This window comes from Pseudomonas sp. 09C 129, assembly GCF_002843625.1.
GTDB classification, from domain to species: domain Bacteria; phylum Pseudomonadota; class Gammaproteobacteria; order Pseudomonadales; family Pseudomonadaceae; genus Aquipseudomonas; species Aquipseudomonas chlororaphis.
This window is the reverse complement of the sequence record NZ_CP025261.1, coordinates 5,876,785-5,899,790: the sequence shown is the minus strand read 5'-3', so window position 1 is coordinate 5,899,790 and position 23,006 is coordinate 5,876,785. Positions and strand designations below refer to the sequence as shown.

General features: G+C 64.2%; 16 protein-coding genes. 3 read left to right on the top strand and 13 right to left on the bottom strand.

Translation table 11 applies throughout. From position 1 onward, the window contains the following. Positions 1–92: 92 nt before the first annotated feature. The 5 genes from cmoB to lon form a co-directional block, all read right to left on the bottom strand. Positions 93–1,049, bottom strand: coding sequence for a tRNA 5-methoxyuridine(34)/uridine 5-oxyacetic acid(34) synthase CmoB (gene cmoB / locus CXQ81_RS26350; RefSeq protein ID WP_101338977.1), 957 nt, complete (start codon positions 1,047–1,049; stop codon positions 93–95). Next, the gene (cmoA, locus tag CXQ81_RS26345) at positions 1,046–1,789 is read right to left on the bottom strand and encodes a carboxy-S-adenosyl-L-methionine synthase CmoA (RefSeq protein ID WP_101338976.1); all 744 of its coding nucleotides are present in this window, start codon (positions 1,787–1,789) and stop codon (positions 1,046–1,048) included. Before cmoA ends, cmoB begins: the two co-directional genes overlap by 4 nt. A gap of 299 nt (positions 1,790–2,088) precedes the next feature. Continuing rightward, positions 2,089–2,724: a lysoplasmalogenase gene (locus CXQ81_RS26340; protein ID WP_101338975.1), complete on the bottom strand. Its 636-nt coding sequence runs from the start codon at positions 2,722–2,724 to the stop codon at positions 2,089–2,091. 1 nt (position 2,725) lies between these two features. Next, positions 2,726–3,118 carry a protease inhibitor I42 family protein gene (locus CXQ81_RS26335; RefSeq protein ID WP_007930776.1) on the bottom strand — a complete coding sequence of 131 codons (393 nt, stop codon included), beginning with the start codon at positions 3,116–3,118 and terminating at the stop codon, positions 2,726–2,728. A 187-nt stretch (positions 3,119–3,305) separates the two neighbouring features. Beyond that, positions 3,306–5,726: an endopeptidase La gene (gene lon / locus CXQ81_RS26330; RefSeq protein ID WP_053262488.1), complete on the bottom strand. Its 2,421-nt coding sequence runs from the start codon at positions 5,724–5,726 to the stop codon at positions 3,306–3,308. 404 nt (positions 5,727–6,130) lie between these two features. Between lon and CXQ81_RS26325 the strand changes: the two genes are divergently transcribed. Further along, positions 6,131–8,473 (top strand): bifunctional diguanylate cyclase/phosphodiesterase, encoded by a 2,343-nt coding sequence (locus CXQ81_RS26325; protein WP_101338974.1) that lies wholly within the window; start codon positions 6,131–6,133, stop codon positions 8,471–8,473. 102 nt (positions 8,474–8,575) lie between these two features. Here the strand turns inward: CXQ81_RS26325 and CXQ81_RS26320 are convergent, their stop codons facing one another. The 5 genes from CXQ81_RS26320 to CXQ81_RS26300 all read right to left on the bottom strand — a co-directional run bounded on the left by CXQ81_RS26320 (position 8,576) and on the right by CXQ81_RS26300 (position 16,384). Next, positions 8,576–8,869 (bottom strand): hypothetical protein, encoded by a 294-nt coding sequence (locus CXQ81_RS26320; protein WP_038576166.1) that lies wholly within the window; start codon positions 8,867–8,869, stop codon positions 8,576–8,578. A gap of 215 nt (positions 8,870–9,084) precedes the next feature. Further along, complete coding sequence (locus CXQ81_RS26315; protein WP_062824756.1) at positions 9,085–9,405, bottom strand: hypothetical protein; 321 nt, start codon at positions 9,403–9,405, stop codon at positions 9,085–9,087. 711 nt (positions 9,406–10,116) lie between these two features. After that, complete coding sequence (locus CXQ81_RS26310; protein WP_101338973.1) at positions 10,117–12,537, bottom strand: glucose/quinate/shikimate family membrane-bound PQQ-dependent dehydrogenase; 2,421 nt, start codon at positions 12,535–12,537, stop codon at positions 10,117–10,119. A 130-nt stretch (positions 12,538–12,667) separates the two neighbouring features. Then, positions 12,668–14,041, bottom strand: a complete 1,374-nt coding sequence (locus CXQ81_RS26305) for a carbohydrate porin (RefSeq protein WP_101338972.1) — start codon at positions 14,039–14,041, stop codon at positions 12,668–12,670. Between the two features lie 303 nt (positions 14,042–14,344). Beyond that, positions 14,345–16,384 carry a TonB-dependent receptor gene (locus CXQ81_RS26300; protein WP_101338971.1) on the bottom strand — a complete coding sequence of 680 codons (2,040 nt, stop codon included), beginning with the start codon at positions 16,382–16,384 and terminating at the stop codon, positions 14,345–14,347. Positions 16,385–16,734: 350 nt separating this feature from the next. Between CXQ81_RS26300 and CXQ81_RS26295 the strand changes: the two genes are divergently transcribed. After that, on the top strand, positions 16,735–16,965 hold the full coding sequence (locus CXQ81_RS26295; RefSeq protein WP_007923118.1) for a VF530 family DNA-binding protein: 231 nt from the start codon (positions 16,735–16,737) through the stop codon (positions 16,963–16,965). Positions 16,966–16,974: 9 nt separating this feature from the next. Next, entirely contained in the window at positions 16,975–17,643 is a 669-nt protein-coding gene (locus CXQ81_RS26290; RefSeq protein ID WP_101338970.1) for a Pr6Pr family membrane protein, read from the top strand. 65 nt (positions 17,644–17,708) lie between these two features. Here the strand turns inward: CXQ81_RS26290 and CXQ81_RS26285 are convergent, their stop codons facing one another. The 3 genes from CXQ81_RS26285 to CXQ81_RS26275 form a co-directional block, all read right to left on the bottom strand. Next, on the bottom strand, positions 17,709–18,494 hold the full coding sequence (locus tag CXQ81_RS26285; protein WP_101338969.1) for a siderophore-interacting protein: 786 nt from the start codon (positions 18,492–18,494) through the stop codon (positions 17,709–17,711). Further along, on the bottom strand, positions 18,491–19,066 hold the full coding sequence (locus CXQ81_RS26280; RefSeq protein ID WP_101338968.1) for a PadR family transcriptional regulator: 576 nt from the start codon (positions 19,064–19,066) through the stop codon (positions 18,491–18,493). Before CXQ81_RS26280 ends, CXQ81_RS26285 begins: the two co-directional genes overlap by 4 nt. Positions 19,067–19,347: 281 nt before the next feature. After that, on the bottom strand, positions 19,348–22,455 hold the full coding sequence (locus CXQ81_RS26275) for a transglycosylase domain-containing protein (protein ID WP_007923134.1): 3,108 nt from the start codon (positions 22,453–22,455) through the stop codon (positions 19,348–19,350). Positions 22,456–23,006: the final 551 nt, after the last annotated feature.

The following is a 23,006-nucleotide window of genomic DNA, read 5'->3' as shown; positions in this document are numbered from 1 at the left end:
GACGCCAGCCCGGGCCATGCATACCTCGAACCTGGCGTGACGCTTGAAATCGCTATCGCGGGCAAGCCTCGCTCCTACACGGCGCGGGGCATTTATTTCCTGGCGACAATCACCGCGCGCATCGGCGCCGGCAGGCCTTCGATGGTCTTGCTGTGGTCGTTCGGGTCGAGGAAATCGCTCAGCGACTGGTACTTCATCCACTCGGTGCCGCGCTGCTCCTCGATGCTGGTCACGCTCACATCCACGCAACGCACATCGCTGAAGCCGGCACGGCGCAGCCACAGTTCCAGGGCCGGCACCGACGGCAGGAACCACACGTTACGCATCTGCGCGTAGCGGTCTTCCGGCACCAGCACCTGATGCCGGTCGCCTTCCACCACCAGGGTTTCCAGCACCAGTTCGCCGCCCTTGACCAGGCAGTCCTTGAGCGCCAGCAAATGCTCGATCGGCGAGCGGCGGTGGTAGAACACGCCCATGGAAAACACCGTGTCGAAGCCTTCCAGGTTGGGCGGCAGGTCCTCGAACGGGAACGGCAGGTGCCACACCGCGGGCTCCGACAGGTAACGCTGCACCGCCTGGAACTGGCAGAAGAACAGCCAGTTCGGATCGACGCCGATCACGCTGTGGGCACCGGCGCCGAGCATGCGCCACATGTAGTAGCCGTTGCCGCAGCCGACATCGAGGATGCGTTTGCCTTGCAGGTCCAGGTGCTTCGCGACCCGCGACCATTTCCAGTCCGAGCGCCATTCGGTGTCCACATGCACGCCGAACAGGTCGAACGGGCCCTTGCGCCAGGGCGACAGGCCCATCAGCGCGCTGCGCATCTGGGCGCGGGTGGCGTCGTCGCAATCGGTATCCAGGGTCAGGCCGTTGAGCAGGTCGACCGTGCTCGGCTGGATCTTCGGCAGCGCGTCCAGCGCGCTCTGCCAGCGCTCCAGGTCGCCGTGGCCCTTTTCCATCTTGGTGTCGAGTTGCGCTTGCAGGGTGTTGGCCCAGTCGGCCAGCGGCGTATCGGCCAGACGGCGGGCGAGGGGGGACAGATCGATCATGGCAAGGCAATCAACGAGGCAAAGTTAAGACACTGGAACCACGGCACGACTTTCGAGAACCCGGCCGCCAGCAGGCGTTCGCGGTGTTCTTCGAGGCTGTCGGGCTTCATGACGTTTTCGATGGCGCTGCGCTTCTGGGCGATTTCCAGTTCGCTGTAGCCGTTGGCGCGCTTGAAGGCGATGTGCAGGTCGGTGAGCAGCGCATGCTCCTCGGGGTCGTTGAAGCGCAGTTTCTCCGAGAGAATCAGCGCGCCGCCGGGCAGCAGCGCCTGGCGAATGCGCCCGAGCAGGGCCAGGCGCTGTTCGGGGGCGATGAATTGCAGGGTGAAGTTCAGCGCCACCACCGAGGCCGGCTGGAACTCCAGGGCGAGGATGTCGCCTTCGATCACTTCGACCGGCAACAGCTCCTGGAACATCGAGTCCTGGCCGTTGAGGTACTCGCGGCAGCGCTCGACCATGGCCGCTGAATTGTCTATGGCGATCACCCGGCAGCCGTCGGTGCGCACATGGCGACGCAGGGCCTGGGTCACGGCGCCGAGGGACGAACCCAGGTCGTAGAGCTCGCTATTGGGCTGGGCGAACTGGGCGGCGAGCACGCCGAGGTTCTCGACAATGGTCGGGTAACCCGGCACCGAGCGCTTGATCATGTCCGGGAACACCCGCACCACGTCCTCGTTGAAGGCGAAGTCGGGCACCTGGGCCAGGGGCTGGGCGAAAAGGCGGTCGGGTTCTTTGCTCACGGCGGTTCCAGCGGTGGAGATAGAAAGAGGGGCGGCATTGTAGCCGCTGCCGCAGGCTGCGATAAGGCCCGAAGGGCCTTCAGGGCCGCAAGGGCGACACAAGGCGCCGCCCGCTGGATTCCCCGCCTCTGGCCCTGTAGCCGCTGCCGAGCTCGCGAGGCTGCGCACGAGGACGTAGTCCTCGCCAAGCCTGCGCCTGGAGTTTATCTGAAGGACCACGGTGGCCGGTTTTACGGCCGCTTTGTCGGAATGCCGCCCAGACCGATCGCAGCCTCGCGGGCTCGGCAGCGGCTACAGGCTCAGCGGGGCTTCTGGCGGAAGGCCGACGCCGCGATCCCCCATTGCCCCAGCCAGTAACTGAGGATGATCAGGTAGGGCGCGGCATCGAAGGCCACCACAAAACGGCTGATGCCGATCACGCTGTCGGAGAACACAAAGGCCACGGCGCCGGCGGCGGCCAGTTGCGCCGAGCGCTTGGGCACGTCGCTGCCCAGGCGAGCCAGGGCGCGCCAGAGCATGGCGCTGATGGCCAGGCCATAGACGATCACCGGCACCAGCAACGGGCCGAGGCCATGGCTGATCAGGATGCCCAGCAACGCCGCGCCGACGACCAGGGCCAGCAGCAGGGGCAAGGGCGCCAGGCGCCGGCAATCGCTGGTATAGGCCTTGAGATAGGCCAGGTGCGCGACCAGGAAGGCGCCGAGGCCGAACACGAACAGGTCGGCGGGCCAGGCCAGCAGCACGTCGCCGAGCAGGGAGAACAACAGGCCGAGGCTGATCCAGCGGCGATAGTCGCTGGGGGGCGCATCGTGCAGCCAGCCGAGCAGGGCCAGCACCGGCAGCGGCTTGACCAGCAGGCACAGCAGGGTGGCGTGAATGCTCAGGCCGTAGAGGAAGGTCACCGCGCCCATCAGCGCCAGGATCAGCCAGCCCATGTCATTTGACCGAAATGGCGCAGTCGAAGGCTTTCACCGGCGCGACTTCCGGGGCCCAGGGCTGTTGATAGGTCAGCAGCAGGCGCCCGGTGCCGGCGGCGAAGGCCTGGAAACGCCAGGTGGACTGGCCGGCGCTGCCCACCAAGCCACTGTCTTCGGGGTTGCTGTAGACCTCGGGGCTGATTTTGCGCAGCACGCCGCCGGCCGAGTCCTGGATCGCCCAGCGATAACCCGTGGTCGGGTTGCTCGGCAGGGTCAGGATCAGGTTTTGCCCGTTGCTCAGTTGCACTGGGCATTCGCTCTGGTTCTCGACCGTGACGTTGTGCTTGGGTTGGCTGGCGCAGGCGGCGAGCAGGGCGAGGCTGAGGGGCAGCAACAGACGAATCGGTGACATGGGTCAGAAAGCTCCGGTCATGACAAAGGGCGAGCATAACCGAAGATTGAGGAATATGTGCCGGGGAAGGCAGACGCTGTAGGAGCGAAGCTTGCTCGCGATGAAGGCAGCGCGTAGTACCTGACGCACCGCGTCATCGTTCATCGCGAGCAAGGACTGGGCGTCCCCCTGCTCCTACGGACAGCGTTTAGAACAACACTTTCGCCACATCGGCGAAACGCTTGGCAAAGTGCACGGTGATGCCTTCCTTGAGGTACTCCGGCAGCTCTTCGAAGTGGCCGCGGTTGGCTTCCGGCAGGATCAGCTCGTAGAGCTTCTGCCGGCGCGCCGCGATGACTTTCTCACGCACCCCGCCGATGGGCAGGACATGCCCGGTCAGGGTCAGCTCGCCGGTCATGGCCACGCCCTTTTTCGGCGGCTGGTTGCGTGCCAGGGACAGCAGGGCGCTGGCCATGGTCACCCCGGCGCTCGGGCCATCCTTCGGCGTGGCGCCTTCCGGCACGTGCAGGTGGACGAATGCCTCGTCGAAGAACTTGGCATCGCCACCGAATTGCTTGAGGTGCGAGGTGACGTAGCTGTAGGCGATTTCCGCCGACTCCTTCATCACATCGCCCAACTGCCCGGTGAGCTTGAAGCCACGGTTGAGGGTATGAATCCGCGTGGCTTCGATCGGCAGTGTGGCGCCGCCCATGCTGGTCCAGGCCAGGCCGGTGATCACCCCGGTGCCGCTGAGCACCTGCTCGTTGCGGAACACCGGCATGCCCAGGGAGGCTTCCAGGTCTTTCGGGCCGAGCTTGATCACCGCGTCCGGTTCTTCCAGCAGCCGCACCACGGCCTTGCGCACCAGTTTGCCCAGCTGTTTCTCCAGCTGGCGCACGCCGGCCTCGCGGGCGTAACCATCGATCACCGCGCGCAGGGCCGCGTCGCTGATACTCAGGTTGGCCTTGGACACACCCGCCTTTTCCAGCTGCTTGGGCCACAGGTGGCGTTTGGCGATGGCCAGCTTTTCCTCGGTGATGTAGCCCGACAGGCGAATCACTTCCATCCGGTCCAGCAACGGGCCGGGAATCGAATCCAGGGTGTTGGCGGTGCACACGAACAGCACTTTCGACAGGTCCAGGCGCAGGTCCAGATAGTGGTCGAGGAATTCCACGTTCTGTTCCGGGTCGAGGGTTTCCAGCAGCGCCGAGGCCGGGTCGCCCTGGTAGCTCTGGCCCATCTTGTCGATCTCGTCGAGCATGATCACTGGGTTCATCACCTCGACGTCTTTCAACGCTTGCACCAGCTTGCCCGGCAAGGCACCGATGTAGGTGCGGCGGTGGCCCTTGATCTCGGCCTCGTCACGCATGCCGCCGACGCTGAAGCGGTAGAACGGCCGGCCCAGGGATTCGGCGATGGACTTGCCGACACTGGTCTTGCCCACGCCGGGCGGGCCCACCAGCAGCACGATGGAGCCACTGATCTCGCCCTTGTAGGCGCCGACCGCGAGGAATTCGAGAATCCGGCTCTTGATGTCGTCGAGCCCGGCGTGGTGCTGGTCCAGCACCTTGCGCGCATGCTTGAGGTCGAGCTTGTCCTCGCCGTACACGCCCCAGGGCACCGCGGTGGCCCATTCCAGGTAGTTGCGGGTGACCGCGTACTCCGGCGAGCCGGTCTCGAGGATCGACAGTTTGTTCATTTCCTCCACGATGCGCTTTTGCGCTTGAGGAGGCAGGACCTTGCCAGCCAGGCGCTGCTCGAACTGCTCGATGTCGGCGCTGCGATCGTCCTTGGTCAGGCCCAGCTCCTGCTGGATGACCTTGAGCTGTTCCTTGAGGAAGAACTCGCGCTGGTGTTCGCCGATCTTGCGATTGACCTCGGCGGAAATCTCTTTCTGCAGGCGCGCGACCTCGACTTCCTTGCGCAGCATCGGCAGGACTTTTTCCATGCGCTTGAGCATCGGCACGCAGTCGAGCACTTCCTGCAGTTCGTTGCCGGTGGCCGAGGTCAGCGCGGCGGCGAAGTCGGTCAAAGGCGACGGATCGTTGGGGCTGAAGCGGTTGAGGTAGTTCTTCAGTTCTTCGCTGTACAGCGGGTTGAGCGGCAGCAGTTCCTTGATCGCGTTGATCAGTGCCATGCCGTAGGCCTTGACCTCGTCGGTCGGCTCGCTCGGCTGGTGCGGGTATTCGACCTCCACCAGATAGGGCGGGCGATGGTGCTTGAGCCAGGTGCGGATGCGCACGCGGGTCAGGCCCTGGGCCACGAACTGCAACTTGCCGTTCTCGCGGCTGGCGTGGTGCACCTTGACCAGGGTGCCGTACAGCGGCAGGGCCGAGGTGTCGAAATGGCGTGGGTCTTCCGGCGGGGTGTCCATGAAGAACAGCGCCAGGGAATGGTGTTCGGACTTGCTCACCAGCTCCAGGGTTTCGGCCCAGGGTTCTTCGTTGACGATCACCGGCAAGACTTGCGCGGGGAAGAACGGCCGATTGTGGATCGGGATGATGTAGACCTTGTCCGGCAGATTCTGCCCGGGCAGGGCCAGGCCCTTGCCGGAGGACGTATGGAGTTCGGCGTTTTCCGGGTCGGCGTATTCACTCATGGTTTCAGGAAGTTCTTGCTGGTCGCTCATGGGGCACCTGCGCAATGGGGTATGCCAGGTTAGATGGGGCAGGTGACGAGCGGTTTCAATGGTGCCCGGGCCGGATCAATTATTTCAGTCCTTGTCACCGCAACGCAGTGCAGCCTCCAAAGCGCTGATTGTGAGGCTGTCATTTCTGCGCAAGAACGTTGGTAAATTGGCGGTGACAAAAAAATGACTTTATGAACCCCCTGATTTTATTGCGTGATCTTCTTCTCTTGGCAGTCTAATCTGGACCGATTAAATGTTGTCAGGAAAATGGCATTTATTTGACGCATCTTTAGCTGCCCAGAGGGACGCGTAATGATCAAAGGACTTTTCAGCGGGGAGCGGCGGGTGTCGCCGTGGGGGTGCAGGGTCGACAACAGTGAGGTCGCGGCGACGAGAGCCGTCTCATGAAGTGGCGCCATACGTTCCAGGTAAGGATCACTGGGGTATTGGCGTTGTTGCTGTTGATCGTGATCGGGGTGGTGTATTTCGCCGTCAAGGCCGCGACCAATCATGCGGTGGAAAACCAGGCGCAAGTGCAGCTGCAAACCGGCGCCCGGGTCTTCGAACGCCTGCTCGAACTGCGCGGTCGGCGCTTGCGTTATGGCGTGGACTGGCTGGTGGTGGACTCGCAGTTCCGTGAAGCGGTGATCAGCGGCGACTCGCGGGCGATTCTGGAGGCGCTGCGTCAGCATGGCACTGGCACCCGCGGCAGCGAGCTGTTCGTGCTCGGCGCCGAAGGCACGGTGATCGCCAGCACCCTGGGGGCGATCGCCGAGCGTGAGCATTTCCCCTATGACCGAGCATTGCGCACGGCCCTGCGGCAGAGCAAAAGCATGTTGATCGTCGCGCTCAAGGGCCAGCCTTATCTGCTGGTCCAGGGGCAGGTACTGACGCCGATGCACATGAATCGGGTGGTCATGGCGTTTCGCATGGACGACCTGTTCGCCAGCGAGTTGCGCTCCATGAGCAACCTGGAGGTGTCATTCCTCACCCTGCAGGACGGGCGCGCGGGGGAGCTGTTCAGCACTCAGCCGGACATTTTCTGGGCGACCATCATCACCACCCTGCGCAATGCGTCCTGGCGCGCGCGACCACAGTTGAGCGATGCCCACGGCAAGCGCTTCCTCAATCAGGCCCTGCAACTGGCCAATACCGACGATCCCGACGACCCCAAGGTTCTGGCGTTGCTGCAAAGCCCGCTGGATCACGCCTTGCAGGCCTTCGCGCCGCTGGACCGCGAGTTCCTGGTAATTGCCCTGGTGGCGCTGGTGGTGTCGCTGGCCGGCGCCCTGTTCATGGCACGGCGGGTGTCGCGGCCGTTGAATGTGCTGGCCGATGCCGCCCAACGCATCGGCGCCGGCAACTACCAGGTGCCGGTGGTGCTCAAGCGCACCGACGAGTTCGGCTTGCTGGCCGAGGCGATCAACGCCATGCAGAGCGGGATTGCCAGCCGCGAGCTGCAACTGGCCCACAACGCCCTGCACGACCCCCTGACCGGCCTGCCCAACCGGGCGCTGGCCATGGAGCGCCTGAGCAACGCCATCAGCGCCGGGCGCAAGGTGGTGCTGCTGTACCTGGGCATCGAGGACTATCGGGCGATCAACGAAGGCCTGGGCCCGGAAGGGGTGGAGCAGATGATGCGCGAAGTCAGCCGGCGGCTGTCGGAGACGGTGTCCACCGGCGACACCGCCGCGCGCATCACCGCCAACGAGTTTCTGTTGCTGCTGGAAAATACCGAGATCGATGGCGCGGTGGCCATGGCCGACCGGCTCCATGCGTTATTGAGCAGGCCGCAGCCCCTGCGTGGCGATGAAGTGCAGCGCCAGGTGTGCATCGGCGTGGCGGTCTACCCCACCGACGGGCAATCGGCGGAAGAGCTGATCAGCCGCGCCGCCATCGCCCGCCACGACGCGGCCGCCCAGCCCGGTTACCTGCAGATCTACCAGCAGGACCGCGACCTGGCCCATCAGCGCCAGATCGGACTGATCCGCGACCTGCGCCGGGCCGCGGCGGAAGGCGAGCTGTTCTTGCTGTACCAGCCCAAGCTGGACCTGCGCCACGGCCATGTGCACCAGGCCGAAGCCCTGCTGCGCTGGCAGCACCCGGAGTTCGGTATGGTCTCGCCGGCGGAGTTCATCCCCCTGGCCGAGCGCACCGGCAGCATGAACAGCCTGACCCTGTGGGTGATCGAGGAGGGTATGCGGCAACTGGCCGAATGGAACATGCGCGGGCTGCATCTGCAGTTGTCGCTGAACATCTCGGCGGACGACCTGCATGGCCACGACCTGGCGGCGCGGGTGAGCGTGTTGCTGCAGCGTTATCGGTTGTCCGCCGAGCAGTTGATTTTCGAGATCACCGAAAGCGCCATCATGCGTCACCCGGAGCAGGCGCTGGAGGTGTTGCAGAGCCTGCGCGACTGCGGCATCAGCCTGTCGGTGGACGACTTCGGCACCGGCTACTCGTCGCTGGCGCAATTGCAGCGGCTGCCGGTGCAGGAGTTGAAGATCGACCAGTCGTTTATCCGCAACCTCGACGAAACCAGCGGCGACGCGGTGATCGTACGTTCCACCATCGAGATGAGCCACAACCTGGGGCTCAAGGTGGTGGCCGAAGGGGTGGAGCAGGAGCGCAGCCTGCGCCTGCTGGAGCGCTGGCATTGCGACACGGCCCAGGGCTACCTGATCAGCCGGCCGCTGACTGCCACAGCCTTCGAGGCCTGGCTGTTGAAGTCGCGGATTTCCAGCTGAGCAGCCCTGTGTGGCCGCACCGGGCGCTGCAGCCAGAGATCTGCAGGCCCTGCTTCACGGGGTGAAGTCTGGCGCCATGAACCCTCGGCGATGGGCCGCGGCTTACTGCTTGGTGCACTCTGCGGGGAGCGCCACGACGCCGCCCATGGAGGCGAAGGCGACCATGCCGCCACTGGGCAATACGCAATTGTATTCGCCGTTGCTGGTGCTGGCGGTGAAGTAGGTCTGGGACGCGTCGCTACGCACATTGGAGACCGTGGTCACGGGCTTGCCGAGGGTGGTCTGGGCGCGGTTCTTGAGGTCGTCGTTGCTGGGTTTGGCAATGGCGCAACCGCCCAGGGCGAGCGCCAGGATACTCAGCAGGGCGAGGGGGCGAGCAGTGGGGTGGAGGTTCATGGCGATTCTTCCTTGGCATTGTTGTGTTTTCTACGGCGCAGCCGACCCCGACACCGCAGAGCGGCGGTGTTGAGAAGAGCGAGTGAGTGGTTGGCACTATATCGTCGGGGTGGGGGAGGGTCGATTAGCACAGATGGGCTAATGTCCCTTTGCAATTGCGAGGGGCGGGGTATGGGGTCAGGGCCGGCAGAAGGTCGCCGGCCCCGGATCGAGGTTCAGCTCAGCAGTTGTTCCTGCAGGCGCCGGCCGAGTACGTCCAGCAGGTCGCAACCGTCGCGCAGGGGGATGACGCAGAGCTGGGCGAAATCCTGGAGCAGCGCCGGATTGCCGTGCAGGTTGGCGTCGCTGGCGAGGTTTTCCAGCAACTGGGCCGCGGCGCGGATGCGGTGGGCGGCGGCTTCGTGCAGCACATCCAATGGCGCCTCGGTGTCGATCAGCAAGGCGGGGATGGTGCAGTCGTTGCTGGTCAGGGCCATGTAGCGGCGGGGTGAGGTGTCGTCGATGAGCGCGGGTGGATCGGGAGTGAGTTTTTTCATTGGTCTGTTCCTAACGTATGAGTCGGAGTCGCCAGAAATCACTTCCACGTAATCAGGTGGCGGCTGTACGCAGGTGTGGAAGACCGGGACGTTAGGCACCCGGCGCACTCGAGAGTGCCCCACGCACAGCCGCCATAAAGTGCAGGCGAAAAAACGCCTGACTCACGTTGCTTTGCGCGCCTAACGATATAAGGGCTTCCACACCCTGTCACTGAGTTTGCAGTGACAGGCAAACCATAGAGTCCGGGGCCCGGCGGGACAAGGTGATGGGAGTCGACGCGTGTTGTAGGAATTTTCGCTATAACCACTGCCACACCGATCTCGGCTCAACATTGGCCCTGTAGCCGCTGCCGAGCCCGCGAGGCTGCGATCGTCTGCGTAGCAGACGCAAGGGCGGTGTCCCCCATCAGCCTGATACACCGCGTTGTCTGGTTTAGCGTCCGCTTTGCGGCCGATCGCAGCCTCGCGGGCTCGGCAGCGGCTACATGAATCGTTATCGCCCGGGAGGCTGGTGGTGGTTGGGCGGGCCCTATCGCGAGCAAGCTCGCTCCTACAGGTATTGCACCGTCCTTGTAGGAGCGAGCTTGCTCGCGATGACGTCAGGCCGGGCAATACAAAAATGAAAGGCCGAAGAAACTCCCTCCAAACGCCACCCACAAAAAAAGGCGGCTACCCGCAGGTAGCCGCCTTTTCATTCACCGCCGGTAACGCTTATTCCGACAGTTTGTAGGCGATGATGTAGTCGCCCATCTTGGTGCCCAGCGAGCCGTGGCCACCCACGACCACCAGCACGTACTGCTTGCCATCCTTGCCGGTGTAGCTCATCGGCGTGGCCTGGCCGCCCGCTGGCAGGCGGGATTTCCACAGTTCCTTGCCGTTGTTCACGTCATAACCGCGGATGTACTGGTCCAGGGTGCCGCTAAGGAAGCCCACGCCACCGGCGGTGACCATCGAGCCGCCCATGCTCGGCACGCCGATGGGCAGGCCGATCGGTACCGGCGAGCTGTCGCGGCTGGTGCCGTTCTTGTGCTTCCACACCACTTTGTTGGTGGTCAGGTCGATACCGGCCACGTAGCCCCAGGCCGGTGCCTGGCAAGGTACGCCGAACGGCGACATGAACGGATGCATGATCACCGCGTAAGGCGCGCCGGTGTTGGGTTGCACACCGGAGGTTTCGCTTTCGCGCTTGCTGCCGGCGGCGACTTCGGCGCGCGGCACCAGCTTGGAAACGAAGGCCATGTAGTTCGGGCTGGTGAACAGCAGGTGACGGACCGGGTCGATCGACACGCTGCCCCAGTTGAACACACCGACGTTACCCGGGTAGACCAGGCTGCCCTGGATCGACGGCGGGGTGTACTGGCCTTCGTAGCGCAGTTCCTTGAACTGGATGCGGCACAGCATCTGGTCGAACGGCGTGGCGCCCCACATGCCTTTTTCTTCCAGCGGCGGCGGCAGCAGGTTCAGGTCCGAACGGGCCTGGGTCGGCGCGGTGTGGTCACCTTCGACCGCACCGCCCGGCGCCGGTACTTCCTGGATCGGCACGATCGGGGTGCCGTCGCGACGGTCCAGCACATACAGGCTGCCTTGCTTGGTCGGCTGAATCAGCGCTGGCTTGATGCCGTCCGCGGTCTTCATGTCCACCAGGGTCGGCTGGCTGCCCACGTCCATGTCCCACAGGTCATGGTGGGTGAACTGGTAGTTCCAGCGCAGCTTGCCGGTGTCGATGTCCAGGGCCACGGTGCCGGCGCTGAACTTCTCGGCGCCCGCGGTGCGGTTGCCACCCCATTGGTCAGGCATCTGGTTGCCCAGCGGCAGGTAGACCAGGCCCAGCTTCTCGTCGACGCTGGCCAGGGACCACATGTTCGGCGAGTTGCGGGTATAGGTCTGGCCTTCCGGCAGCGGCGTGGTGACGTCGGGGTTGCCGGCGTCCCAGTTCCACACCAGGTGACCGTCGTGCACGTCGAAGGCGCGGATCACGCCGGACGGTTCGTTGGTCGACTCGTTGTCGGTCACGTGGCCGCCGATGATCACCAGGTTACGGGTGATGGCGGCTGGCGACGTCGAGTAGTAGCCGCCCGGGGTGAACGGGCCGATACCGGCCTTCAGGTCCACGGCGCCTTTGTTGCCGAAGTCTTCGCAGACCTTGCCGGTGTCGGCGTTGATCGCGATCAGGCGCGCGTCGGCGGTCGGCAGGAACAGGCGACGCGGGCAGCTGGCGGCGATCGCCTGGCCGGCGGCCGAGAGGCTGGCCGGGGTACTGATGGCGTCGCTTTTGTTGAAGCTGGCTTCGTCGTAGTACGACACGCCGCGGCAGGTCATGTGTGCCCAGCCACGGAAGTCATCGCCGTTCGGGCCCTGGATTTTCGGGTCGAAACGCCAGATTTCCTTGCCGGTGTCCGGGTCCAGCGCCAGCACCTGGCTGTGGGCGGTGCAGGCATAGAGCATGCCGTTGACCTTCAGCGGGGTGTTCTGGTTGGTGATTTCCACCGGGTCCTTGGCGGTCGGCATGTCGCCGGTGCGGATGCGCCAGGCTTCCTGCAGTTTGCCGATGTTGGCCGGAGTGATCTGGGTCAGCGGCGAGTAGCGGTCGCCGAACTCGGTGCGGCCATATGCCTGCCAGTCGCCTTCGGGCATGGTCGGCGCGGCGCTGGTGGTGTCGGCGCTTGCACGGCCCAGTTCGCCCGAGATCTCGCCCGGATGGGTGAACTGGCTGTTGATCGCGGCACCACCGGCCAGGACCACGGCCACGCCCAGTACCGCGGTGCTCACAGGTGCCGGGCCGTTGCGCAGCAGCGGACGACGGAACCACGGCAGCAGCAGAACCACACCCAGGGCAAAGAACAGCGACAGGCGTGGCACCAGTTGCCACCAGTCCAGGCCGACTTCCCACAGCGCCCAGACGGAGCTTAAGAACAGCACCACCCCGTAGACGAGCAGCGCGGCACTACGACCGGCCAGCAGCAGGATGCCGCTGACGATCAGGCCGATACCGGCCAACAGGTAGTACAGCGAGCCGCCGAGCATGCTCAGCTTGATCCCCCCGGCCAGCATGGCCAGGCCCATTAGCAGCAGCAAGATACCGAGCAGGCTCGGCAGCAGGCGGCTCGGACTTGAAGCACCATCAGTGCTCATAGTGTGGTTCTCCGTGACGTTTAAGGTAGTCCCGCGCTTGTTCACTGTAGATGACGATCAGGCGCGGGCATGGTTCAGCAGTGTTTGGGAAAAACAGTTTTATTCAGATTGGGCGCGTTGCCGGTGCGCCTCAGAACGAGCTCTGGATCTTGATCCCGCCGATCAGCGCGTCGTCGACCTTGTCCACGCCACCCGGGTGGCGGATGTATTGCAGGTTCGGGCGCACGGTCAGCCAATTAGTGACATGCACGCCGTAGTACAGCTCGGCGCTGTATTCGGTGTCCTGGGGCGGCAGGTAGGCCGGGTTGTCGTAGTCCTGGATGAGGTTGGCCTGGTTGCTCGCTTCGGCGTTCTTGCGGTAGGCCGGGTTGACGTGGACCCGGGCCATGGCGAAGCCGATGTCGTCCTTGGCGCGTGCATCGAACAGGCCTTTGTAGACCAGGCCGGCCTGGACGTAGTTGTCGATGGCGTTGGTCTTCTTGTCGTGCATCGTCGCGTTGGCGAACAGGCTCAAGCCGCGCGAGTGGTCGCTGGCCAGGCTAGTGATCTGCTGTTGCGCGCCCAGCCACAGGCCATGCTTGCTCGAACTGCTGCGATAGGCCTCGCCGCTCAAGGCCGCCGGCTGGCTGTTGCTGTCCTTGTACACGTCGCTGGCCTTGGCGCTGCTGTAGTAGTAACCGGCGCGGTATTCACCCGGCAGGCCGCCCGGCTTCGGCGTCCACACCAGCTCCACCGGCAGCAGGGTGCCCTGGGTGCCGCTGCCGCTGAGCTTGAAGCCGTTGCCGCGCTCGAGGTTGGACGGGTTCTGCTCATAGGCGCCGATCTGCGCGTAGAGCTCAGGGGTCAGGTGATATTTGACCCGCAGCGCCCACTGGCTGACCGGCCAGTTGTACCAGACGCTACCGGCCCAGTTGCCGACCTGGGAGCCGCAGAACGCCAGGTTCTGGAAGTCGCAGGGGAAGCTGTTGAAGTCTTCGCCCTGGCCGAACCGGCCGACCTTGATATCGAGTTTCTGGTCGAAGAATTTCTGCTGGTACCACATCTGCGTCAGGCGCCAGGTCTGGCCGCGGCCCCAGACTTCCTGGGCCGAGGTGAAGCCACCGACCCGCGGGTCGTTGATGCGGTCGTTGCTGATGTTGTCGCCGTCGCGCTTGGTGATGGTCAGTTGGAACTCGGCATCGTTCCAGCCGAGGATCTTGCCCAGGTCCAGGTGGCTGCCGAAGGCGAACTGGTCGCTGAAGCGCGCGGTGCGGTCATGGTCGTAACCGCCATGCAGGTTGGCGCCCATTTCGCCGACGAAGTCGATCTTGAAGTCATAGCCTTTTTTCGCCAGCTCGGTGCGGTTGCCATTCCAGTCGCCGAGCATCCACGGGGACTCGCTGTCGAAGGCCGGCGCGGCCTGGGCGCAGGTGGCCAGGCCGAGGGCGCCGAGCAGGGTCATGGTTTGGTGCAGGGCGGCAGGGCGAGAGACAGCGCTGTCTTTAAAGGTTTGAACGTCTGGCATAGGTGAAGTCTTGGTCTTATTCAAGGAAATGGGCAGGCAAGCAAAGGCTCGACGTGGCTCGGTTCGCGGCAGTGCGAGCACGTTAATACAGCTGATTCAAAGGGCAGGATTAAAGGTTTCAGCCTGAGCGGCGCGAAGAATAAATCAGGGGCCAGGCGAGAGAAAGGGCTTTTGTTGACATGAATCATTTCGGATTCGGTAACAGTACTGTCTCGCCGCCTGGAGCACAGGCCCTGCCGACGCGCCAGGCGCCAGGAAAGCCGTGGCGCGACGGCCCGTTGCAGGCCGTCGCGGGTCAGAGCCTCAGAAGGTGGTGCGCAAGCCGACCTCGATGCTGCGCCCCTGGGCCGGGGCGATGTCGCGCAGGATCGAGCTGGCGTAGCGCACGGTCTGGTTGGTCAGGTTCTCGCCCTTGACGAAGGCCAGCCACTGGCTGCTGCCGATGTCGAAGTGGTAACCGGCGCTGGCGCCCAGGGTGGTGTAGCCGTCGGTGCCGCTTTCGTTGTCCGGCACGCGACGCTGGCTGGCGGCGTGTTCGACATCGATGCGCGCCTGCCAGCGATCCAGTTCCCACAGCAGGCCGCTGTTCAGGCGCAGCGGCGCGATGCGTGGCAGGGCTTCGCCGTTGTCCAGGTTCTTGGCGCGGGTGTAGTCGCCGGACAGTTCCAGGGCGAACTTGCCGTAGGCGCTTTCGCCGAGCTTCCAGTGGTCCTGGGCCTCGATCCCGGCAAACCGCGCGCGGACCCCGGAGTAGGTGTATTCCGGCATGCCGCCGGCGTCTTCCTCGCCTTCATCGTTGAGGGTACGACCGCTGCCGAGCAGCCCGATGTAGTTGGAGAAGTGGCTGTAGAACACCCCGACGCTGCCTTTGTGGGTGCCGTTGTCGAAACGCAGAGCCAAGTCGCTGGACACGGCTTTTTCTTTCGACAGGTTGGCATCACCGACTTCATAGGTGCCGGTGGCCACGTGGGCGCCGTTGGCATACAGCTCGTAGAAGGTCGGCGCGCGTTCGGTGTAGCCCAGGGTGGCGGCCACGGACCAGATCGGCGTCAGGGTGTAGACCGCGCCGGACGACAGGCTGCCGGCGGTGAAGCTGTTGGAGCTGTCGGCCTGGCTGAAGCGCTCGTTGCCTTTGCTGTCCGGGTCGACGCGGGTGTGTTCCAGGCGCCCGCCGAGGCTGAGTTTCAGGCGCTCGGTGGCCTGCAATTCTTCGAGGATGAACAGCGCGGCGCTGTCGGTATCGGTCTGGGGCACGAAGGCTTCTTCGCCGAGCGCGGAAAATTCGCTGCGGCTGACCTGGGTGCCGATCACCCCATTGAGCGGGCCGAGGGGCTGGTGGCGCGCTTCGACCCGGGCTTCGTAACCCTTGTTCTTGAAAATGGTGCCGGTCTCGCCGCCTTCGATTTCGCGGTGCTCGTAATCGGTGTAGCCGGCGTCGAACTTCAGCGAGCTGAAGGGGCCGTCGAGGTTGCGCAGTTCCGAGGCGAAGGCGTAGTGATCCTGCTTCATGCGGATGCGCACGTCGTCTTCGGCGGGCGAGCCGTAGTTGGAGTCGTAGTTGCTATAGGACAGCCCGGCGTAACCGTCGTCCCAGGTGTAGGAACCGCCGATGGCGCCGCCGTCCTGGCGGCCGTCGCTGTTGCCCAGGCGGCCTTTTTTGCCGTTGCCGTCTTCACTCGCTGGGGCGTGGCGGCTGCGGGCGTAGCCGGGGATTTTCAGGTCGTTGAACTGCCGCGAGTTGGCGTCCAGGTGTAAGGCGAAGGTGCCGTTGCCGGCTTCCAGCTTGCCCGCGCTGCTGCGGGTGGTGTCGGCACCGCCATAACGCAATTCACCGGCACCGTGGATGCCTTCGATGGCTGCGGTGGGGATGCGGTTGTCGAAGGTGTTGACCACGCCGCCGATGGCACTGCCGCCATACAGCAGGGCGGCCGGGCCGCGGACGATCTCGATGCGCTCGACGTTGACCGGGTCCAGCGGCACGGCGTGGTCGTAGGACAGCGACGACGCATCCAGGGCGCCGACACCGTTGCGCAGCAGGCGGATACGATCGCCGTCCAGGCCGCGAATGATCGGCCGGCTGGCGCCCGGGCCGAAGTAGGACGAAGACACGCCCGGCTGTTTATTCAGGGTTTCGCCGAGGCTGCCTTGTTGTTGCAGGGTCAGCTCGTCGCCTTCCAGTACCGTGCTCGGCGCTGCCGTTTGCTGGCTGCCCAGGGGGTTGGCGGTGATGACCTGCGGTTGCAGCTCCAGGGCGTGGGCCTGGGAGGCGAACAGCAAGGCGGCGGACAGCGGCGTCAGGCGCCAGAGTAAGGAGCGAGAAGGGCGGGGGGCAGAGAGGGACATCGGTCATTCCTTGGCAAGCGCAAGGCTGTGCGCTTTGAGTCAAAAGAGAACAGGCGTGACACGGCGAGGTGTCTGGATCAGGGGTTTGTTTTGTATTGATACAATATAACATCTCTTTCTGCGCAAAAAGAAAGGAACTTTTTCAGGAGAAGGGGGCATTCGTTCCGATGTAGCCGCTGCCGCAGGCTGCGATCGAGCGGAACGCTCGCGGCGATCTCAGGTGCATGAGCGCCTTCGGCGCTATCGCAGCCTGCGGCAGCGGCTACAGTTGATGAGTGTTCGCCCTTCCACGGGCTCGAAGCCTCGGCTAAGGTGCGCGACTTCCTTTTTCTCTTGCTCGAAGGCCCGGCATGACTGCAACGAACAACGACCCGCTGCACGGCGTCACCCTGGAACAGATCCTCAAGGCGCTGGTGGAACACTACGAATGGCAGGGGTTGGCCGAGCGCATCGATATCCGTTGCTTCAAGAGCGACCCGAGCATCAAGTCGAGCCTGACCTTCTTGCGCAAGACGCCCTGGGCGCGGGAGAAAGTCGAGCAGCTGTACGTGAAACTGCAGCGCACCAAACGCCCGCTCTAAGGACCTTCGATGGCTGTCGAGCCGGTTTTTCCTTCAGGCGGCAAACGGCTGTTCACTGCGCTGGCCGCGTTGCTCGGCTGGGCGGGGCTGACGATCCAGCTGTACCTGATCCTCCATCTGCGCTGGACAGTGGACGCCAGCCTGCTGGGCGGGCTGATCAACTTTTTCAGTTTCTTCACCGTGCTCACCAACACCCTGGTGGCGGTGGTGCTGACCTGTGGCTTGAACCTGCGCAGCTCGCGCGGGCAGCGGTTCTTTCTGCAACCCTGGGTCAGCAGCGGCATCGCGGTCAGCATTGTGGTGGTGGGGCTGGCGTACAGCCTGTTGCTGCGTCACCTGTGGCATCCCCAGGGCTGGCAGTTGGTGGCGGACGAGTTGCTGCACGACGTGATGCCGCTGCTGTTTCTCGTCTACTGGTGGTGCTGCGTGCCCAAGGGGCGCCTGGGGCTGCGGCATGTCGCCGGGTGGATGCTCTACCCGCTGCTGTACTTCGCTTATGTGCTGCTGCGCGGGCACGTGCTGGGGCTGTATCCCTATCCTTTTGTCGACGTGGGCAAGCTGGGCTATGCGCAGGCGTTCGTGAATGCGCTGGGGATTCTGGCGGGGTTCGTGCTGGTGGCGCTGCTGTTGGTGGGCATTGATCGGTGGCGGGGAGCTGGCTCGGTGTCATCTGGCTGAATGCTTTCGCGGGCAAGCCTCGCTCCTACAGAGGCGGGTCTGTAGGGACGAGGCTTGGCAGTCCGTCACTCTTCTTCGCTACTGTCCAGGCGCCAATAACCGGCGGCCTTGACGAACTCGTCGTCGAGCCGGTGTTCGTCCAGCAGCACCCGGCGAATCTGCCGCGAGACTTTGCTTTCCGTGGCCACCCAGGCGTACAGCTTGCCACTCGGTACCTGCAGCCCGCGCACGGTGCCGATCAGGTCCTGCTGGCCGCCGTCGCGCTCGACCCAGATCACCTCGACCTGCGCCGCGCTCTGCAGCACCTGGCGCTCGGCGGCGTCCTGGATCTCGATCACCGCCAGCACCCGGCGCCCGGCCGGCAATTCTTCCAGGCGCCGGGCAATCGCCGGCAGCGCGGTTTCATCGCCGATCAGCAGGTAGCTGTCGAAGATGTCCGGCACGATCATCGAGCCGCGCGGCCCGCCGATATGCAGGAACTGACCGGGCTTGGCCTGCTCGGCCCAGGTCGAGGCAGGGCCGTCGCCGTGCAGCACGAAATCGATATCCAGTTCACCGATGTCCAGGTCGTAGCGTCGTGGCGTGTAGTCGCGCATGGCCGGCATCGCGCCGTTGTCCTTGCCCGGGCCCAGCACCAGGGTTTCCAGGGCCGCCTGCTGTTCGGCGTTCTGCGGGAACAGCAGCTTTATATGGTCGTCGCTGCCCAGGCTGATGAAACCGGCGAGTTCCGGCCCGCCCAGGGTGATGCGGCGCATGCGCGGGGTCAGGTCGACCACCCGCAGCACTTCCAGGCGGCGGCGTTTGATCTCGTGGCTGACCCGATGAATCGATGGCGAAGTGTCTACGGTCATTCAGCTGACTCCTGAGTGGAAGAGGGGGCCGGGCCGTCGACGATGGCGCGGGCGGTGTTGTTCAGCAGGTCGCGGACGCGCAGGATTTCTTGCGGGTTCCAGCGGCCGTGGTGCATCTGCAGGGCGTGGCGCAGGTTGTGCACCGCCTCGTGGATTTCTGCCGGGCGATCGTGGCCGCGCAGCGAGCGCTTGCTGACGTCGATGCGCATGCGCACGCCATCCAGGGCAATCGCCTGGTCCTGTAAGGACAGACGGCCGGTCTCGGTCACGCTATAGCGTTTTTTCCCGCCTTCGGCGTCGCCGCTGATCAGTTCGCTCTCTTCGAGGAAGGTCAGGGTCGGGTAGATCACGCCAGGGCTGGGGCTGTAGGCGCCATCGAACATGCCTTCGATCTGGCGGATCAGGTCGTAGCCGTGGCACGGCTGCTCGGCGATCAGCGCCAGCAACAGCAACTTCAGGTCGCCGGGGGCGAAGACCCGCGGGCCACGGCCGCCGCGTTCGCGCCCGGGGCGTTTTTCGAAACCGTCGTGGCCGTCGCCGTACTCACGGTGGGGGTGGTGGTGTTCTCTCATTTTCTCTTTCTCCTGTGCGGTTAAGACATAACTTAAGATATATCTTAATGACCGCGCAAGTACTTCCGTGCTGGCCGCACCAGCCGTTTGTCGCAGAGGGGGAGAGTCGAGACAGTCCGTAGCCGCTGCCGAGCCCGCGAGGCTGCGATCGAGGACGCAGTCCTCGCAAAACGGCCTCCGCAGTGATACCTGGAGCAATGGGGTTGCCCGGTTTGCGGCCGCTACGCAGCCGATCGCAGGCTCGGCAGCGGCTACAGGCGGCTACGTTGCGGGGGGAGGTTTCAGCGTTGGGCCAGGCTGCCCAGGCATTGGGTATTGCTGCCCGGTTGCAGGTACGGCGTGAGGATCGGTGCCATGCCCTTGAGCACCTGGACCGGCAAGGCCGAGGTGAACTTGAAGGCTTGCGCCGAGACGCCTGGCACATAGGCGGTCAGGGTGCCGAAGTGGTGTTCGCCGATATAGAACACGAAGGTGGCGGTGCGGTTGATGGATTTCGAGCTGAGGATCCGCCCGCCGGAGCCAATGGCCTCGATACGGTTGTCGCCGGTGCCGGTCTTGCCGCCCATGGCCAGCGGCGTGCCGTCGGCCAGCTTGAAGCTGCCGGAGAGGCGCTTGGCGGTACCGGCATCCACTACTTGCGACAGGGCGCCGCGCAGCGCCGTGGCCACTTCCGAAGGCATCACCCGCTTGCCCTCGGCCGGGTCGTTGACCAGCTTGGTTTCATACGGCGTATCGGCGGCGAAATGCAGGCTGTCGATGCGCAGGGTCGGCATGCGCACACCGTCGTTGAGAATGGTGCCGACCAGTTCGGCCAGCGCCGCAGGGCGATCGCCGGAACTGCCGATGGCGGTCGCCAGTGAGGGCACCAGGTGGTCGAACGGATAACCGACTTTCTGCCAGCGCTGATGAATGTCGAGGAACGCCTCGATCTCCAGCATGGTGCGGATGCGGCTGTCCCGCGCGCTCTTGTGCCGACTCTTGAACAGCCAGCTGTAGACCTCCTGGCGCTCGAATTCGCTGGCTTTGACGATCTCGCTGAACTTGGCGTCGGGGTGGTTCAGCAGGTAGCCGAGCAGCCACAGGTCCAGCGGGTGCACCTTGGCGATGTAGCCCTGGTCGGGCAGGTCGTAGGAACCGGGGCCGTAGCTGTAATAGAGCTTGTCCAGGCGTTCGTCGGTGAGTTTCTCGGTGAGCTTGGCGCCCTTGAGGTGCGAGCGCACGAAACTGTTGAAACTCTCCTGGCTGGCTTCCGGCAGCAGGTAGCGGTGCACGGCCGCCAGGCGGATCGGCGTCGGGTGCATGCTGTCGAGGAAGGTGTCCAGGCGCGCCTGGGTGTCCTTGTTGCGGTATTTCTTCCAGAACCGCAGGAGGAAAGAAGTGCCCTCGCGGTCGGCGAACTTGGCCAGGTATTCCTGGCGCCGCGGGTCGCCGTCGTCCTTGAGCAGGTTGGCGCTGTTGCTCGGGCCGGCGTAGGTGCTGTAGCGCACCAGGTCGCGCATCAGGCGGATGAAGGGCAGGTTGATCGACTCGCGCAGGGCGTCGCGCAGGGTCGGCATGCGGCCGTTGTCTTCCTTGCGGAAGTTATGAAAGGTGTGCAGCCCGCCGCCGGTGAAAAAACTCTCGCCGGGGCTGGCCGAGTATTTGCGATCCAGGGCCGCCTCGAGCATTTTCGGCAGGCTGCGGTCGCTGTTCTGGATCAGGTAGTCCACGGCCCAGCGGCTCAGGCGGTCCTGTTCGGCGATCTCGACTTTCTTCAGCACCGCCGGGGTTTCGGCGCCGTACTGCTCGTACAGTTCGGCAATGATCTGCAGGTAGGTGGTCAGGACCCGCAGCTTGGCGGTGGAGCCCAGCTCCAGCTTGCTGCCTTCGTTGATGTCGAAGGGCTGGTCGGTGCTGTCGGTCTGGACCCGCACCCGCGAACCGTCCGGCGTCAGCTCGAGCAGGGTGAAGCTGTAGCGCACCTGGGTGGTGCTGGTCGGCGTCAGCAGGCGTTCGCCGAGCAGGCCGATCTCGGCGGCGAACACCGGGTCGGCCAGGTGCTTGAGGTACTCGGTGGCCTGGCGTTGCAGGTCGCTTTGCAGGGTGCTGGTGGCGGACAGGTCGAGGCGATCGAGGTCGTACAGCGGCCGGTTGAGCAAGCCGGCCAGGCGACTGCGAGCGACGCTGATGCCCTTGTTGGTTTCGATCGGCTGGATCGTCGGTTGCTGCACCCAGTCGCGGAAGGTGGCCTTGCTGGCCAGGGCGGCGGCCGACAGCGGCGCATCGATCACGCCATTCTGGGTCAGCACGCGGATATGGCTGTCGGTGAGTTCGGCCAGTTCCCGGCGGCCCTTGGACAGGTAATGCGAAGGCCGGCGCTGGGCGATCATCAACGACAGCACCTGGCGCAGGGCCAGGCCGCGTTGCGCCAGGCTCTGCGGATCGCTGGCGGTGCTCGCCAACTGCTCGTTGACCTGGGCGAAGTCGGCGCCGTACCAGACCCGCAGCCCTTCGGCCATGCCATGCACTTCACCGTGGCCGGGCACGGCCGACAGCGGCACGCTGTTGAGGTAGTCGCGAATGATGCGCCGCCGGGCCTCGAGGGTCTGCTGGCCGCCCTGGTAGGCACGCACGCTGGCGGAAATCATCTGCCGGATCTTTTCCGCGCCGGACACGGTCAGGCCGTCCGGCGAGTGCCGGTACTTTTCCAGCTGGGTCGCCAGGGTACTGCCGCCCGCCGTCTGCCCTGGCAAGTGCAGGAGCTTGGCCACTTGCGACCAGGCGGCCTTGGCGAAGCGCGGCCAGTCCACCGCCGGGTTGGCCAGGGGCTGGTCGGGGTCGAGCAACTCGCGGTTCTCGATGAACAGCAGGCTGCGCACCATCACCGGCGGGATGGCGGCAAAGTTCGAATAGAGCTGTTGCGGGTACTTGAATTGATAGAGCGGCGCCGCGCGGCAATCGGTGATCGACAGCCCGGCCTGAATCTTCTCGGTATAGGGTACGAAGAAGCCGTTTTCGCTGTAGTTCATCAAGGCGGGGGAGAAGCGGGTCTGGGCCTCCACCACGTAACCGCGCTTGAGCAGGCGCGCCAGAAAATCATCGAGGGCGCTGTAGCCCAGGCGCTTGTCGAAGGGCCCGGCGCCGGGGTAGACGATGGCATCGCTGGGGCCGGGCACCATGGAATAGTTCAGGTCCGCGGCAAACTTGCTGAGCTCGCGCGCTTGCAGTTTCGAGGTGCGCATTTCCTTGGACGCGGCAAAGCCCAGGGCGATCAGCGCCATCAGCAGCAATAGCCAGAACAGCCGCCACCAAAGCCGGCTTGAATGGGATTTCTCAGGGATAGGCGCTTCTTCCACGCGATCAGTTGGCACTACTTTTTTACTCGAATCGGTCTGTCGCAAAGCACCCATAGTCGACTGATCCATTCACGCAGATTGATCGGACTTGTCTGAAGCTTAGACGGTGGTAGGCAATGGTGAAAAATTTGTGCGCGACCTGAAAGCATTCATCTCCCCCTGTAGGAGCGAGCTTGCTCGCGATGGTCGTCAACGATGGCTCGGTGTATCCAAAGCATCGCGGCGCCCTCGGGTTTATCGCGAGCAAGCTCGCTCCTACAGGGCATGGGGCGAGGCAAAAGAAGCTTGAGATAGAGCCATCGCGACCAGTAAATAGGTCCTAGGTAGGGGCATGACGCTGCACCATGGCTGTGCAATACTCGGCGCCGTTCAAAAATGACAAACGGCGAAAATTCCAGGTAATGCCACTCGGTAAAACCCGAAAATACCGAGATTTCTCTCTAAATTTAGCTGTTTATAGAGTGAAAAAGCCTGTCGTCAGCTTTTTATACTGCACACCCCACTGATCTTGCAGGATTTGTCCTACAAGACGTGTCGGCCCACAAGGTCGATCCGATCTGGTTGGCACGGGTTATCCATCCGTGCCTCACAGACTCGGTGGCTCA

Bases quoted from the DNA above. Each gene is read 5' to 3' on its own strand.
- CXQ81_RS26310 (WP_101338973.1), bottom strand. From the start codon at position 12,537: ATGAGCACTGATGGTGCTTCAAGTCCGAGCCGCCTGCTGCCGAGCCTG.
- CXQ81_RS26275 (WP_007923134.1), bottom strand. From the start codon at position 22,455: ATGGGTGCTTTGCGACAGACCGATTCGAGTAAAAAAGTAGTGCCAACT.
- CXQ81_RS26290 (WP_101338970.1), top strand. From the start codon at position 16,975: ATGGCTGTCGAGCCGGTTTTTCCTTCAGGCGGCAAACGGCTGTTCACT.
- CXQ81_RS26340 (WP_101338975.1), bottom strand. From the start codon at position 2,724: ATGGGCTGGCTGATCCTGGCGCTGATGGGCGCGGTGACCTTCCTCTAC.
- cmoB (WP_101338977.1), bottom strand. From the start codon at position 1,049: ATGATCGATCTGTCCCCCCTCGCCCGCCGTCTGGCCGATACGCCGCTG.
- CXQ81_RS26315 (WP_062824756.1), bottom strand. From the start codon at position 9,405: ATGAAAAAACTCACTCCCGATCCACCCGCGCTCATCGACGACACCTCA.
- CXQ81_RS26280 (WP_101338968.1), bottom strand. From the start codon at position 19,066: ATGAGAGAACACCACCACCCCCACCGTGAGTACGGCGACGGCCACGAC.
- CXQ81_RS26335 (WP_007930776.1), bottom strand. From the start codon at position 3,118: ATGTCACCGATTCGTCTGTTGCTGCCCCTCAGCCTCGCCCTGCTCGCC.
- CXQ81_RS26295 (WP_007923118.1), top strand. From the start codon at position 16,735: ATGACTGCAACGAACAACGACCCGCTGCACGGCGTCACCCTGGAACAG.
- CXQ81_RS26325 (WP_101338974.1), top strand. From the start codon at position 6,131: ATGAAGTGGCGCCATACGTTCCAGGTAAGGATCACTGGGGTATTGGCG.
- CXQ81_RS26285 (WP_101338969.1), bottom strand. From the start codon at position 18,494: ATGACCGTAGACACTTCGCCATCGATTCATCGGGTCAGCCACGAGATC.
- CXQ81_RS26320 (WP_038576166.1), bottom strand. From the start codon at position 8,869: ATGAACCTCCACCCCACTGCTCGCCCCCTCGCCCTGCTGAGTATCCTG.
- CXQ81_RS26305 (WP_101338972.1), bottom strand. From the start codon at position 14,041: ATGCCAGACGTTCAAACCTTTAAAGACAGCGCTGTCTCTCGCCCTGCC.
- CXQ81_RS26300 (WP_101338971.1), bottom strand. From the start codon at position 16,384: ATGTCCCTCTCTGCCCCCCGCCCTTCTCGCTCCTTACTCTGGCGCCTG.
- lon (WP_053262488.1), bottom strand. From the start codon at position 5,726: ATGAGCGACCAGCAAGAACTTCCTGAAACCATGAGTGAATACGCCGAC.